Source organism: Pseudoalteromonas piscicida, assembly GCF_002744175.1.
GTDB lineage: Bacteria > Pseudomonadota > Gammaproteobacteria > Enterobacterales > Alteromonadaceae > Pseudoalteromonas > Pseudoalteromonas piscicida_B.
Genome location: NZ_NKHF01000107.1, coordinates 1 through 15377, shown reverse-complemented (window position 1 = coordinate 15377; position 15377 = coordinate 1). Strand labels below are relative to the sequence as shown.

Sequence of the window (15377 nt, the reverse complement as noted above, 5' to 3'; positions counted from 1 at the left end):
TTAAGATAGTTTATCTGTAAGCCGCTGTAATGCGGCTTTTTTCATTCTCTGGTCTAGACTTACTATCAGCAATTGCTGTGGCAATATACCAATTCGCATTAATACCTGCTCAATGTGGGGAATAAATTTGACGCTAACAGCGTTAAAAATTTCTGATTTAGAACAACTAAATAGCAAAATTTTCGCCTTGCTTACATAAATGTAAGTGCCTTGGAGATAGCTGGATGCTGTGCGGTGTTTAAATAGGTGACTTGATTAAGCGAATTGGTAATACATGGATCTGACAGCGACTTAGATCACTTAACTCCATAAGCTTTGGGTGTAGTGGCCTTGGTTAGCTGAGTTTTGGCGGCAGGGTATATGAATAAGCGTGTGTATCTACAAATTTGTGCGTTGGTTATTTTTACCATCCTAATGAGTGGTGGCGTGATGTATTGGTCAACTTTGCTAACCCAATCTCTCTCCTCATTTCATCAGTCTTGGCAGTCTGATACCGAAGTTACAATCAAACGTGCACAGCTTTTGGCTGAACTAGAGCGCGGTTTTGGTTACAACGGCTTTATTCACCACTTTAAAAATTACGTGTTACGTCAAGAGGCGCATTATTATGACGCGGCACTCAGTGATATTGAAGCGACGAAAGCGACCATAAAAACGCTTAGTTTATTGCCGCTGAGCGAGCAAGAGGGCGAAGCTTTAGGGGCAATTCAAAACACCTTTGATGAATACACTCGAATGTTAGCGTTGGCAAAATCAAGGCTCACCGCTGGGAAGTTAAGCCCAACAGAGATAGATAGGCTAGTTAAAGTGGATGATACTCAAGCGGAAGCTGGGTTTAATTTTTTACGTCAATCAATTGGTGAGCAGTTTACAAGTGCAAAAGCGGATCAAGCCGCAGAGCTTATTCGAACGCAAGGTATCGCAAAAACAGGGGCACTGTTGATATTGCCTGTGATGTTGCTATTTGCTTGCCTCACTATTTTTACTCTCGTTTTTATACTGAAGTTGCTTAACGAAAAGCGCAAGTTATTCAATGCAACACCAGATGCCATTTTGTACTGTGACAAATCAGGTTACTTAAAAGAAGTGAATCAAGCTTGCACTGAATTGTTTGGCTATCCGGCTCATGAACTATTAAAAATGCAGGTTGAAGATTTAATTCCAGAGCGGTTTGTTCGTAAACATAGGGCTGATAGAGAAGCATTCCACGGTAGCGCCAGCATGCGAAGGGTAACACACGAAGGGCTTGATATAGTGGGGCGTCATCAATCGGGAGTAGAAATCCCCTTGGACATTGCTTTGTCGAGTGTATCAGTTTCAAAAGACGATGTTTTTATCGCGGTAGTAAGAGATTTGCGGCAAGAGCAAGCGCTAAAGTCTCGTGCTGAACTGGACTTTTTGACTCAGGTGATGAATCGCAGAAAAGTTGAGGCGGCCTTAAAGGAGGAAGTACAAAGAGCCATTCGTTATCATCGAGCCCTATCTGTTTTAGTTATAGATATTGATTACTTTAAACAGTTAAATGATACCGCAGGACACCAAGATGGTGACAATGCGCTTAAAGAAGTAGGGCAATTTTTACAAGAGCAAGCTAGGCCAAGTGACCACATTGGACGCTGGGGAGGGGATGAGTTTGTGATTGTGTGCCCTGAAACCCGCCCTGATGCGGCACTTAATTTCGCTGAGCGGCTAGTTGATGAATTTACGCGCTTTACCAGCTTTGGGTTAACCTTCAGTATTGGTGTTGCAGGCTATGAACTTATTGGCGAAAGCTTTAATCAAGAACGCGCGTTTGAAGAAGCCGATTTGGCCTTATATGAGTCGAAAGAATCAGGGCGGAACCAAGCGACACTTTATATTGCCCCTCACGGTGTACTCGATAAAAAGGCCTGATGCCTTTTACATTATCCGCTAAAAACCTTACAATTTGCGCCCTATTTAGATTTGTGGCGGATGTTGATGCATAACATAGAAGATCTCATTGCAGTTTTTAATGGGTTATTTCTAAGTACCCTCAACACAGAACTCGTAGCGGGAGAGGATGAGCCAATTTACCTCCCAGCCAACAAGGAACACTCTCATCATCGCATTGTTTTTGCGCATGGGTTTTATGCCAGTGCATTACATGAAATTGCGCATTGGTTAGTTGCGGGCAAGGCACGCCGGCAACAGGAGGATTACGGATATTGGTATTGTCCTGATGGTCGAGATAAAACACAACAACATGAGTTCGAAAAGGTTGAAGTAAAGCCTCAAGCTATCGAGTGGGCATTAAGCTGTGCTGCTGGCTTTGCGTTTAATGTATCGGTGGACAACCTTAACGGTGAGCAAACTTGCCGTTTTAGTTTTCAAAAGCGGGTGCATCAGCAAGTACTCACCTTCCTAGAGCATGGTTTTAATTCCCGAACCACACAATTACTAAAAGCGTTGAGCGATTTTTATAATACGCCTTGGCCACTAAGCCCAGAGCAATTTAGCTGGCATATCCCGCCAGAGTTTAGCATGGAGATTGAAGATGCACTTTAAGCTTGGACTAATCATTAATCCCTTAGCGGGACTAGGCGGCAGCGTGGCCTTAAAGGGCAGTGATGGTAATGATACCGCGCAGCAGGCATTGGCATTAGGTGCAGAGCCAAGAGCCAATCAAAGGGCCAAGACCGCATTAACTCAGCTGCTAGGGCATCGAGATCAGATAGAGATTTTCACCGTAAACGGCGAAATGGGTGAGCGCACAGCAACCGAGCTTGGCTTTAATACCCATGTGGTATATCGGACTAACAGCCCTGCAACAACACCAGAAGATACCGAAGCTGCAGCGCAACTGCTTAAACAGCAAGGTGTTGACTTATTACTATTTGCAGGTGGTGATGGCACCGCTCGCAATATCTGCCATGCGCTCGGTGATGACTGTCCTGTCCTTGGGATCCCTGCTGGATGCAAAATTCATAGTGGTGTTTATGCAATTACGCCTAAAGCCGCTGGACGAGTTGTCGAACTGTTAGTCACAGGAGAGCTGGTTTCTATCGGTGAAGCGGATGTAATGGACATTGATGAAGCCGCATTTAGAGAAGGGACTGTGCGGGCGAAACGTTATGGCGAGATGCAAGTGCCTACAGAGCTGAGATACGTACAAGCCGTGAAAAATGGCGGCAAAGAAAGCGATGAGTTGGTGCTTGCCGATATTGCGGCATATGTGGTCTCTGAAATGGAAGAGGATCATACTTACATCATGGGGTCAGGCTCTACCGTCGCTGCGGTGATGGAAGAAATGGGCCTTGAAAATACCTTGCTAGGGGTGGATGTGGTAAAAGATCAAACCCTAATAGCGCAAGACCAAACTGCGCAGCAATTGTTAGCGCTGGCTGACGGTAACAGCAAACTTGTGATCACCCTGATTGGTGGACAAGGCCATATATTTGGCCGTGGTAATCAGCAGCTAAGCCCTGAACTCATCAAAAAAGTAGGCAAAGACAATATTATCCTTATCGCAACAAAATCAAAATTGAAGGCACTAAATGGTCGCCCTTTGATTGCGGATACAGGAGATGAACAACTTGACGAATCGCTCGCTGGATTTATTAAAGTGATCACTGGATTTAACGACCATGTCATGTATGCCATTGGTCATCAAGAATAATGTAGGAATACAAATGTCATTAGTAGAATATGTAGAAAAAGCACAGCAGTTTTTTGATGAACTGGTAGATAAAGCAAATGACGATGAGTTGTTTGCCGGCGGTTACTTACGTGGTCACTTTGACTTAGCTGTGGGTTATGCACAAGTTGAAGAAGCAGATTTGTCGATTGAACAATTGAACGAACAGGTTGAAAAAAGCTTAGTAAAAGCTTATCGAAATGGTGAGCTGAACGATGAAGATAAAGCCCATGTGGTGACTATTTGGGAGCAGGTGCAAAACCTCAAATAAGCCTATAATTTGCGCAGCACATGTTACCAATGGCACACCTGCTGCGCGACCTTCCTACAGCGATAAGCGCCACAACACGAACAGTAGCGCAAATCCAATCAAATAAACCAATCCCAATCCAGTTAACACTTTGGTATAAGTGGGCTGACGAGTAAAAATCTCACCTTTAACTAAGCCTAAGTTCATCCACGCAAACACCGGAGTGGTGACAAACGCAGAGCTCATTGCAAACATTAGCATGCTTTTTAGATCTGCTTTAAAAAACAGCACAACCAACATACCAAGTGCGGCTTGAAGCAGCAAAATATAGGTGTAGCTTTTTTTTGTGGTGCTCGGGCGAGTGAGCTGTAATGATTCACTCAGCACCCTTGAATAACCATCAAGTACCGTGATGGTGGTGCCAAACATACACAAAAAGGCAACGCCTGCAATAAGCCAGCGAGCCCATTCGCCAATGGTGTTAGCGTACATATCGATGAGTTGTTGTGAAAATGCAACCCCTGCAAGCTCAACTGGTTTTTCTTGCCCATACTGCATTAACATGCCAAGTAGACAAAAGACCACAGCCAGTCCCAAGGTAACAAAATAACCCACCTTAAAATCAAGTAGGATTTGCTTGTTAGTCAATTTCTGTTTCATCATTTTGGTTTTCAGCCAAGAAGAATTGATAACCGAAATCTCAATCGGCGCTGGCATCCACCCCATCAATGCAACCAAAAAGCCTAAAAGCGCCAGATCATAAGGGGAGGTAGGCACCGAAGGAGGGGCATGCGCTGGGCCATTTGTAGCTGCTATGGCAAGTGCAGCAATGGTTGACAGAGTCAAAATAATCATCACCCATTTACTCGTCACATCGAGGATTTTGTAGTGACCCAATAGCAAGATGGTCAGGCAGCTTGCGAGCAAAATAAAGCTGAGTAATTCTATATTTATAGCGAAGGGTAAAGCGTAACTGAGCAAACTGGATGTGAGCAGCAAGACTCCTGCGGTATTGACGATAGCAGCAAAGATATTTAATAAAACAAATACCTTAAAGCCAAATCGGTAGTGGCTATGATAACCCTCAACGACAGTCTGCTTAGAATGGCTGGTGTATTCCACCGCATATTTAAAAAACGGGTATTTGAGTAGGTTGACTGCGACGATAAGCCAAATCAGCTGAGTACCAAATAGCGCGCCGGCTTGTGTTGATGAAACCAAGTGCGAACCGCCAATCGCTGCCGTTGCCATTAAAATACCGGGGCCAAATATGGCAAATTTATCTTTTAGGGCACGCAATGCTGGCAAGGTATGTTCCTTATTTATTGTTATTTTAATTAAAGCCAGTCTATTCAGTTTTCATTATTGCCGCAACAGTCATGTGCATAGAGTCAGCTAGGCGCCGTCTTGCTCTAAAAAGTATTCATCTAAATCTTCTTTAATATCCTGATAGTCATCTTCATCGAGGTTCAAGGCTTTTAACACATCGGCCTTCATTAAATGCCAATCTGGTGCCGCAATAAAGCGTTTATTAATATGCACAAAATTTTCGGCCATTTTTAAGGCAGAAAATGCAAGCTTTTGTTCTTCGTCTTTGCAACTAGGTAAGAAGCTAGGGTCGTGGTGACACAAAATCATCTGGCAAATGCCCTTGGGTAGATTCCAAGAAGTTGCCAAAAAGTACCCAACAACAGCATGATTGGTTTTGTACTTTAACTCTTCGTGTTCTACCAACAGTTTGTCGTAATCTTTATTTGCTGCGATCAACGTTTCAATATAGTCGGGGTAGTTTACGGCCATAGCAGCGATCCCAGCGTCATGAAACAAGCCCAGTAGATGAAGGTTTTCAATAGGTACGCGAGATTTAAGTTTGTTGCCAATCACCATAATACTGTCTGCTATATCGGATGCGTTATCCCAAAATCGCTCAAGGCTAATACAGCATTTTTTCTGTTCAAACGACTCTTTGAGCAAAAAACCAGTCACTAACGTACTAATGGCGCTCAAGCCAAGAAAAACCACAGCTTGCTTGACATCTGTTACCGATCTAGACAAGCCATACAATGGAGAATTAATCACCTTTAGCACCGCGGCGGAAGCGCCAACATCATGAGCAATAATGGTTGCGACATCGTTGAGATCAGGCTGCTCCATTGACAGGGCAGCTTGGAGCTCGCTAATCAGTGCAGGCTTTGGTGGTAAACTGAAGCCATGCTTGACGTCGGACAATACTTTGTCGTCTAAATCTATCATCTAAAGACCCTTACATTCAGAGATATAACAAGCATAGCGCATTTTCATTATTGAACATTGATTGACAGCAAAAAATACAAAGCCGGCTACTTAATCAGCAAAGTGTCTCAGCATTGGACACGTTTTCTTGCCTAACATGTAAATATTAAGTTATGGTTAAGCAGTTTTTTTCTTAGGGCAATGGTATGCACGAAACACAACAAGCGAACTCGCAAAACTCTGCGATCACCCGTTTTTTGAACGGGATAGAAAGGGTAGGAAACAAACTGCCTGATCCTGCAATTATCTTCTTATCAGCAATGTTGCTGATTTGGTTACTTTCTTGGCTATTTTCAGGCGTGGAATTTAGCGCAATTGATCCTCGTACTAATCAAGCAATTGTAGTTCACAATTTACTTGACCCCAATGCACTTGCTGGGTTTATGGCAACCATGGTGAAAACCTTCACAGGGTTTGCACCGCTTGGCGTGGTGCTTGTGGCCATGTTAGGTGTGGGAGTCGCTGAGCACTCAGGCTATATTAACACTGGCCTAAAAATTATGCTTAAACGCACACCACAAGTGTTATTAACGCCATCTATTATTTTAATTGCAATAGTAAGCCACACCGCAACTGACGCTGGTTATGTACTTGTGATCCCGCTTGCAGGGGTAATATTTTATGCTATGGGAAGACATCCTCTTGCGGGTATTGCGGCTGCATTTGCTGGTGTAAGTGGTGGCTTTAGCGCAAACTTTATTCCATCGGGCATAGACCCTTTACTACAAAGCTTCACTCAGAGTGCAGCACAAATTATTGACCCTGAAATCGCTATTAATCCGTTAAACAACTGGTTCTTTACGTCGGCTTCTAGTCTTTTCATTATTCTGCTGGGTTGGTATATCACAGATAAAATTATCGAGCCAAGATTGAAAGCGACAGAAATAGACGGCGATACCGATAGCTTGCCTTCATTCGATGAAATCACGGGCAAAGAGAAAAAAGGCTTTGTTATCGCGTCTTTGGTGATGTTAGCGGGTATCGCTTTGTTAGTGTACGCATCAAGTGGAGAGGACTCAGCTCTGCGCAGTCCATCCGGTGCATTAACCGACTTTAGTGCTCCGTTGATGCAATCCATAGTACCGCTCATTTTCTTACTGTTTTGGATCCCTGGCGCCGTTTATGGTTTTGTGGTTGGAACATTTAAAACGTCAAAAGACATGATAGATGCAATGACCAAAGCGATGAATAGCATGTCTTATTACATCGTAATGGCATTCTTCTGTGCGCTATTTATCAGTGCATTTAGCCACTCAAACCTTGGAGCGTTATTGGCTATTGAGGGAGCGCAAATTCTCAAAGCATTGGCGTTACCTAGTTATGTCACGGTTGTGGGTATTATTTTCTTAACGGCATTTGTTAACTTGTTTGTTGGATCGAGTTCAGCAAAATGGGCATTGCTAGGTCCTATTTTCGTTCCTATGCTAATGCAATTGGGTATTTCACCAGATTTAACTCAAGCCGCTTATCGTGTAGGTGACTCTGGGTCGAACATTATTACGCCACTGATGCCGTATTTCCCACTGGTGGTGGTCTATTGCCAGAAATACGTTAAGTCGACGGGAATTGGTACTTTGATAGCCATGATGCTACCTTACTCAATCGCGTTTTTAATTGGCTGGAGTATCTTCTTACTTATCTACTGGACGCTTGGGATCCCATTAGGTTTACAAGCTAATTATGTTTATCCAGCAGGCATGTAGCGGATAAAGTGAAAGTACTGTAATCGCAGTACCGCCATTCAGTTACGTAATTGATATTTGGCACAAGAAAATAAAAATCCGATGATCGCAGGTCATCGGATTTTTTCGTAGTTAACCCGAATTCAGGTTAGTTAGTCTTCTGCTTTTATGATTGCAGAAAGTTTTAGCTATGTATGTTTCATTTTATGGGAAGGTGACACAAGCATCTATGCAAAAATCCTTTGTAAGTTTGTTTCAGCGATATCCAACCTTTCTGACAAATCATTTTGCAAACTTGAAAGCATACCTTGGTTCAATGTTGCTTCTTGGCTTCGAGAAAAATACTCAATAGTAAATTGTGTGTCGTTCTTATTGAGTCTCTTAAATGTCATAGCCATTGCGGGGTAAAGCGGGTGTAAATCGCCTTCAGTATAAAAAGCCGTATTTTGTTCACTGCGGGTAACTTCGATAGTTAACGTGGATTCACCTGTAGGGAGAGTGAGATGTTCAGTGTATTTTTTTCCCACAGCCGAATGCGCTAAATTATTTGCCGATGCTATCGACGATACACCTGGAAACCAATCTCCATAGTTTTCCATATTGGTGAGATATGAATATGCTTTTTCAGTGTCTACGTTCAGTGTTATGTCTTTTTTAGCCAATAAAATCATCGTGTTTCTCTTACTTAATTATTATTGACTAAAATATAAATCGCTTTTTATTGTACTTAAAGCGAAATATAATTGAGTTTATCTTTCCAAAATGGAATTTAAATTGTCTAAATTTTCACAATACGAAGCGTTTGTTGCTGTGGTTGATAAAGGTAGTATCAGTCTAGCTGCCCATAGCTTGAACCTTACGCCATCGGCACTTAGCAAACAGATAGCTAATCTTGAAGCGGCATTAAATGCACAGCTATTTGACCGTTCAAACAAAAAGCTGCGCACGACAGAGCGGGGTTATCAGTTTTACCAGTCAGCGGTATCAATATTGAAACAAATCTCACTGGCAGAAAGTCAGATAAAAGCTGACGATGAAACGGTTGCAGGTGAGCTCCGTATAACCTTGTCCAAGTCGTTGTTAGGTTCATCTGTATTAAAATATTTATCAAAATTTTCCAAAGCATACCCACAAGTTCGTTACCGGCTAACATTTTCGGAAGCCATTGAAAGCTTTCAAGACTCTGAATTAGATTTTGCGTTCCGAATTGGAGAGCTTGCAGATAGTTCGAAGTTAGTAGCTAAAGTCCTCAAGCAGGTGAAGCCTATTTTCTATGCAACGCCTAAGTATTTATCTGATTATGGAGTACCAAAAGAAGTCTCTACCTTGGCAACTCATCGTGTGGCTTTACCTCCACTAGAGAATCTCTCTTCTGAACTTAGGCAGTGGTTAAAGCGAGAACAGTTTACCTTTGTAGCCAGTAATCAAGATCAAATTGATGATTTAGGAGCAATACATCAACTGGTTCTAGAACATGGTTGTATTGGGTTTAATTTAGAGGATGCGCTTGTGGAGCCGATAGACAAAGGCCTAGTAATAAATGTGTTTCCGCATCTGAGTTTGCCTTCAAAACCGTTGAGTCTGGTATATCGTAAAACACAGCATCAGTCTGAGCTTGTACGTGTATTTAAGGAGTTCATACTGAAACAGGGCGACATAGCTGGGCAGTCACCTAAACTTAAAATCTAGGGTGATTCATTTAAACTTTTAGTATCGCAGTACCATAAAGTGTGACAGGTATAATTGGCGTTTTCTGCAATCATTCAAGTAGAAGACTAATTATGAAAAAATCATGTTTTACCGAATCACAGATCATTGTTGCTCATCTGGTATCGTTGTTTTGCACGTTTTACCGCGATGAGCACCTTGAATACCTATATTTCGCATTAAGCGCTCAACAGTGCAGCGAGCTACTTGATGGTTATCTAACTGTAATTGCTTCCATACTTTTCTAGCCCCATAAACAGACATGTTGTCTCCCATACTTGTCGAGTAACTATCATCAGCTCAGCATCACGCTTTTTTCGTTTAGATAAACGCTCAGGCTGTCGCTGAAGCTGTTTATGAGCGATGGTGCAATCGGCAATTCCTTGCAAATTGACTCGACACTGTAATGCTCACGGTAAGCATCTATAAATGTCACACGGGGCGATTTATGTTAGACAATGGTGCCGATCTACGTCATATTCAAAAAATGCTGGGCCATGCTAGTATTTTCACCATACAACGCTATACACACATTAGCCGTAAAAAATCATCTGAAGTTATGAAGCAACACATCCCTCGGCTGTTAAAGCAAGTGGTTTGTTTTGAACTATTGGCATGACTATATCGCTAAATTATACTTAAGTAGTCTGATAAGAGGTGTATTTATGGTTGTTACTTCGGTGAAAAAACAGAAGATGTTCGAACATTGAAACCTAAAATGAGTAACTGGGGGGAACAGTGAAAAACAGACTTACCAGTTTACTACCGGGTAAGTACATTAAAATTTCTTCTTCTGTGCAAGGTATGGATGGCGCTTCATTCCATTTTGATCTTTCTGGTGACTTTTCAATTCGCATGGCAATAAGGTATTCCAGAATCCGTGTACATATAATCAGACGAAGAATGTAATATACTCCCTGATTTCTGATCATAGACTCGTATTTGGCAGCTTCACTAACATGGGAGCTGCCATTTCAATATTGTAAGCTCAGTTGAAGTCGGGAATAACGTCGTTCTATGGACATCATTTTGGTGTGTTAAATCTGACGATATTGAGTAACTAGCCGATGCCGTTTAGGTTATTTTAAAATCATATTGGCAGGGCCACCACCAGCAACTCCGCAAATATTTTCTTGATGGTTAGTACGCTTAAATAGTAGGTTGCTTTAGCACCCAACGGTGCGCTGCTTCAGATGCCAATCATACCTGAGAAGCCGCCAGCTAAGACTGTAAACCCCGCTAACATTATTTCTTCAAAAGCTGTGTCAAAACATAAAGTGACTGCTTTACAAAGTGTTTTCCGATTTACTTTCACTTGAACCAGATAGTCAGCCCCTCTTGAAATCAGTACTAATAGTGTCGCTTTTTGACAATGAAACGTATCAAATGTGGCGATTGAATTTGAAACTAAGGCTCGAATTGATGATATTTTTCTAACCCTCACAACCGGATAAAATAGCCGTGATGATTAGAAACAAAAAATATGCAAAATCAGGGGGGGATAGAAGAACGCTTATCTTCGACAAGCTTAAGGTGGCTGAATAACGACATAATTAATAAGTAGATATTGATAAAGTGAGCGTTACTAGATCAGGAAATAGGTGGGTATTAAAGCATTTTCTTAACCACCCAATAACCCCAGATAATACTTTTTCAAGATATGATTTTTTCATCTAGGCTTTCTTTTTTTGGGAAGTTGTTTGATGAGTAGTTAAAGCCTAGTCTCGCACGGTGGGTTAAAAAAATGTGTTTTTGTGTTATTTTTGTGATTCGATTTGTTTTTTTATTATGGAACTATAAGCAGTAATGAGGTTACAAGAAGGACTACTACTAACGTTAGCTATTTTGGCTCGCTCTAGCGTATCGTTTGCATCAGTAGAGCACGTGGTGTATTTAGATGAAGATAGTTATGTTGAGCATTCTATCAATGATGTATTTAGTGCGGCTTCACGTCGGCTCCTCCCTACATCGAACAGATAACAAGTTTCCCAGAACATGGCCTTGTTTCAAAGGCATGGAACTCAAACTATTCACTAATCTACAGACCAGCTTCTAATTTCTGTGGTAAAGATAGTACAGAATATATTGTTAAAAACGGGTTTCCGTTGACTATTATTAAAGATCCGCCGCTTGAGTTAGGTCCTTTAAAGGGCATGAATAGCTCACCTGAATTGAATTTTGAGGGAGGCAGATACAACAATCAACAAACAACAGAATTGGTGACCACGAGCTATATAGTGGAATGTATAAATGACCCTGTTGTTATCAGTTTACCTGAAGAGTTAGAGGTAATAATCGGTAAACGAGAAACCTTTACTTTTACAGCCAGCGACGTCGATTCATCGAACTTTTCATTATCTGTGATGGCAAGTAATGATGAAAATGTTTTACCATTGGAAAATATATCTTTAGTTCAAACCAGTGAAATTAGCAATAAATTACTTATTGAAGATAATGGAAGAGTCATCGAAAGTACAGGGGAGTTCAGGGCCAAATGGAAGCTTAATATAAAGCCTCTCCCAGATATAGTGGGACATTCCATTATTATGATAAAAGCCTTGGATTCAGAAGGGTTGAGTAAAAATTATACGATAAAGGTGAATATAAAAAAGCCCAAGAAAGTTGTTTTTATTCATACAGATTATCTTGGTAGTCCAGTTGCTCAAAGTAAGATAAAATAATCTGCTGTTTTTATTAAAGCTACTTAATGATAAAGCGATAATCATATATAATAAGCGGCTGAAACCTTTGTTTCAAATAAGAGCGAGAGATATATTTTGAACATATATGGGGCGTTTTTGCTTGGTTTATGAGCAGTAATGATGGTGGAAGTATGTGAAAATACTCTACTAAAATGGATAAATCGAAAAGTAGTGTGAAAGGTAACTTCTTAAAAATAATAGTGAAATTACGTAAATGGAAATAAAAAAAATGTTTAATGGGCTAGCTATTTTTAATTGTACAGCTCTAGCTAGTCTTGGAATGTTAATAAGTGGCAGTGTTTCAGCCGCGATGATTGAAACTCCTCTTGACAGTCGACCGATTCATAAAGAGATAACGACTAACTATCGAGAACTGTTTAACTTGGACCATAGTGTTCAGCCATATACAATTGATGATTTAGGTGAGGAGTTTAGTCCAGCTACCGGATCGGTGACTTTCCGTCAAACAGATATAAGTATACCCGGTAATAGCAGCTTACCTGTTAACTTAACTCGAGTCTTTGTTGGTAGTGACTCATTTGACAGTAATACCAGAGACTTTGGCACTTGGGGTATAGACATTCCTCATGTGAGAGCGAATATGATTTCGTTGAAAGACGAAAAATCCTTTAAAGGTAGCTGGGGAACGGGGAAAGCATGCTCAGGTAAGTTAGGTGATGTAGGGGAGTTTACGGATAAAAACCGTAACCCGTATTATGACCAAAATTTACAAATCGAAAAGGGACAAAGTTTTTGGAATGGTGACAATATCTACATTCCAAATCAGGGTAGTGCAAAAATCATCAATAAGAGTGGTACAAATGGTGTTAAAACGACCAATCAACAATGGAAAATTGAATGTACGTTTGCACCTGGTGGCTATGAAGGCTTTAAAATAACAACGTTAGATGGCACTATCTACACTTTTAACCAATTAAAAGTGGTTAAGGGTAAAATACTAAAATTAGTAGAAAAGAGAGCATCATCTAAAAAGGATTCACCTCACTTTGAGACCTACCATGCTTTTTTGTTAGCTACAAAAGTTGAAGACAAATTCGGCAATACTGTTGAGTATAAGTATGATAGCCAAGGAAAGTTAATATCTATAGAGGGAAACGAAGGTAAATCTAGTGTTAGTAGTCGAAAAATCACTCTAACCTATTATAGTTCAGGTCCATTTAAAAACTTAGTGGCAACAGCAAGTGCAAATGGAAAAACTTGGAATTATAGCTATGCCCAACAAGGCGGTTTAAGCTACGTACTCAATGAGCAGATCAATGCATTATCAAAAGTAACCTTACCAGATAACAGAAACTGGTCATTCAAACACCCAAAAACAACTGACTGGATAAAGGCTTACCTTGGTCTCCATACATTCACAGTGCCTTCTGAAGAAAGAAATCTAAACTGGAAAGTATGTGAATATTTTACTGTGAAAGGGACGTTAATCGACATAGAGCACCCTAGTGGGTTTAAAGCAACGTATAGTTATAAAAATAGGTCCTTTAATCGCGCAAATGTGGAACTTCGTATACTTAAACCTGACTTTGATACCCAATGGGACTCTGTATTAATTGAAGCGCAAACTTGTTCATTAGCGTATGCTTTAGATAATAAAACGGTTACCTACTCAGATAACGAAAGTTATACATGGAATTACCGCTATATTAATGCTTCAGGTTATTTTCATAATGATAAAAAGCCTAGTGAATCAAGAAGGGCTGGTTGGAAGTTCGGTACGTTACCATATGGCCTTAAACCTTACGATCTGAAAACAACTGTGGTCACTACTCCTGGTGGTGAGAAAGTTGCGCATCATCACAGTGCAAAATGGGGATGGACAGAAAACCTTCCAATTCTCATCGATTATCTAGGTAAAGATGGTACGTTGCCGCCGCTGAGACGAGTTATCAGTACTAATGATAAAAGCACTTTGCGAGGAAATAGCTTAGTTAAGAATGACTTTACTAGTGGTTTCTTTATGCGCCCGAAGTCTCAGGTTACAATAGACACTTTTGAGGATGGCTCTAAAGATAATTTTGAGTTCACCCATCTTACTTTCAATGAATATGATGCGCCCACCAAAACTCAGGAATCAGGACCTAGTGGCAGTAAATTTGTGAAGCGCACCTATAAACACGACGTCGCTCATCATGCATTCAACCTACTAGAGTCAGTTTCTATTTCTTCAAATGACGAGACTTATAAAAAGACGCAAGAAGTAAACTATGGTGATTTCACGGCAGCTGATAACAGCTATCGAAACCTGAAACTAGTTAAAGAAATTTACGACAATGGCCGATTAACAGAAACTTTCAAGAAATATACAAATGAAGGGAATGTTGCTGAGATCGAGTTTAACCAAAATCTGTGGCCAAAGAGTAGCAATGAAAAACGGTACTTTAAACGTTCTGATTTTAAGCGAGGTATCGCTAGAAAAGTGACTATTCCATCTAGGTTCAGCGCAACAGGAGCAATTCATGCTGCTATAGAAGTAAATGATGATGGTTTAGTCACAAAGCAAACTGATTTTAGTGGTGTCTCAACTTCGTTAAGTTACGACTCAGTTGGTAGGATACTATCGATCGACTTAGAAAACGACTCTGCTGATAAATCTTGGCTTGATACTAGATTCGTCTGGGATGATGTAAATAATACTCGTACCATTAAGCGTTGTACTTTAAATCAAGACAATCAGTGTAATGAAGCCAGGCCTCTTGTTGAAACAATAGAAACCTACGACAGCTTACTGAGACTTACCCAGACTAAAACTATAGATAACACGATAAATGCAGATGCAAAAAGCCGTGTTCGATATCAAAATTTTGAGTACGATTATAAAAATCGTCAGACCTTAGTCTCATTTGTTAGCACTGATAGTACTGAATTAAACGGTACCAGTACGACTTATGACGCATTAGGCCGCACAAAAACAGTAAGTGTGTCGGGTCTTGGCGCTACCAAACATGCGTACCTAGCGAGCAATAAAATTAAAGTGACGGATCCACTCAAGAACGTTACCACAACAACGTATCAAGCATTTGGGGCTCCAGAATATAAGATTGCCACTTTTATTGACTCTCCTGAAG

14 protein-coding genes and 1 pseudogene are annotated in these 15377 nt (G+C 40.8%); 10 read left to right on the top strand and 5 right to left on the bottom strand.

The window, feature by feature from the left end:
- Positions 1 to 360 precede the first annotated feature (360 nt).
- The 4 genes from CEX98_RS21595 (at position 361) to CEX98_RS21580 (ending at position 3926) form a co-directional block, all read left to right on the top strand.
- On the top strand, positions 361 to 1893 hold the full coding sequence (locus tag CEX98_RS21595) for a sensor domain-containing diguanylate cyclase (RefSeq protein ID WP_099644054.1): 1533 nt from the start codon (positions 361 to 363) through the stop codon (positions 1891 to 1893).
- Positions 1894 to 1959: 66 nt separating this feature from the next.
- Entirely contained in the window at positions 1960 to 2526 is a 567-nt protein-coding gene (locus CEX98_RS21590) for an elongation factor P hydroxylase (RefSeq protein ID WP_099644053.1), read from the top strand.
- Complete coding sequence (locus CEX98_RS21585; protein WP_099644052.1) at positions 2516 to 3637, top strand: ATP-NAD kinase family protein; 1122 nt, start codon at positions 2516 to 2518, stop codon at positions 3635 to 3637. The genes CEX98_RS21590 and CEX98_RS21585 overlap by 11 nt, the downstream gene beginning before the upstream one ends.
- Positions 3638 to 3650: 13 nt before the next feature.
- On the top strand, positions 3651 to 3926 hold the full coding sequence (locus CEX98_RS21580) for a YfcL family protein (RefSeq protein ID WP_099644051.1): 276 nt from the start codon (positions 3651 to 3653) through the stop codon (positions 3924 to 3926).
- A gap of 54 nt (positions 3927 to 3980) precedes the next feature.
- Here CEX98_RS21580 and CEX98_RS21575 read toward each other — a convergent pair whose 3' ends face one another.
- Entirely contained in the window at positions 3981 to 5213 is a 1233-nt protein-coding gene (locus tag CEX98_RS21575; RefSeq protein WP_099644050.1) for an NRAMP family divalent metal transporter, read from the bottom strand.
- Positions 5214 to 5300: 87 nt separating this feature from the next.
- Entirely contained in the window at positions 5301 to 6158 is an 858-nt protein-coding gene (locus CEX98_RS21570; RefSeq protein ID WP_099644049.1) for an HDOD domain-containing protein, read from the bottom strand.
- 185 nt (positions 6159 to 6343) lie between these two features.
- Between CEX98_RS21570 and CEX98_RS21565 the strand changes: the two genes are divergently transcribed.
- Complete coding sequence (locus CEX98_RS21565; protein WP_099644048.1) at positions 6344 to 7900, top strand: AbgT family transporter; 1557 nt, start codon at positions 6344 to 6346, stop codon at positions 7898 to 7900.
- Positions 7901 to 8106: 206 nt separating this feature from the next.
- Here CEX98_RS21565 and CEX98_RS21560 read toward each other — a convergent pair whose 3' ends face one another.
- Positions 8107 to 8550, bottom strand: a complete 444-nt coding sequence (locus CEX98_RS21560) for an SRPBCC family protein (RefSeq protein WP_099644047.1) — start codon at positions 8548 to 8550, stop codon at positions 8107 to 8109.
- Between the two features lie 103 nt (positions 8551 to 8653).
- Here CEX98_RS21560 and CEX98_RS21555 point away from each other — a divergent pair, with 103 nt between their 5' ends.
- Positions 8654 to 9568, top strand: a complete 915-nt coding sequence (locus tag CEX98_RS21555) for a LysR family transcriptional regulator (RefSeq protein WP_172439830.1) — start codon at positions 8654 to 8656, stop codon at positions 9566 to 9568.
- Positions 9569 to 9691: 123 nt separating this feature from the next.
- Here CEX98_RS21555 and CEX98_RS21550 read toward each other — a convergent pair whose 3' ends face one another.
- On the bottom strand, positions 9692 to 9850 hold the full coding sequence (locus tag CEX98_RS21550) for an IS3 family transposase (protein WP_172439829.1): 159 nt from the start codon (positions 9848 to 9850) through the stop codon (positions 9692 to 9694).
- Positions 9851 to 10034: 184 nt separating this feature from the next.
- Between CEX98_RS21550 and CEX98_RS21545 the strand changes: the two genes are divergently transcribed.
- Positions 10035 to 10205, top strand: coding sequence for a tyrosine-type recombinase/integrase (locus CEX98_RS21545; protein WP_242441782.1), 171 nt, complete (start codon positions 10035 to 10037; stop codon positions 10203 to 10205).
- Positions 10206 to 11025: 820 nt separating this feature from the next.
- Here CEX98_RS21545 and CEX98_RS23635 read toward each other — a convergent pair.
- Positions 11026 to 11137 (bottom strand): annotated as a pseudogene (locus tag CEX98_RS23635) (ISAs1-like element ISPsesp1 family transposase); the annotation flags it as partial.
- Positions 11138 to 11392: 255 nt separating this feature from the next.
- On the opposite strand from CEX98_RS23635, the gene CEX98_RS22955 reads away from it, so the two are divergent.
- From CEX98_RS22955 to CEX98_RS21535, 3 genes are all read left to right on the top strand, one after another.
- The gene (locus CEX98_RS22955) at positions 11393 to 11566 is read left to right on the top strand and encodes a hypothetical protein (protein ID WP_172439828.1); all 174 of its coding nucleotides are present in this window, start codon (positions 11393 to 11395) and stop codon (positions 11564 to 11566) included.
- Between the two features lie 125 nt (positions 11567 to 11691).
- On the top strand, positions 11692 to 12267 hold the full coding sequence (locus tag CEX98_RS21540) for a hypothetical protein (RefSeq protein ID WP_099644043.1): 576 nt from the start codon (positions 11692 to 11694) through the stop codon (positions 12265 to 12267).
- Between the two features lie 235 nt (positions 12268 to 12502).
- A partial coding sequence (locus CEX98_RS21535) for a hypothetical protein (protein WP_143484367.1) occupies positions 12503 to 15377 on the top strand: 2875 nt, incomplete at its 3' end.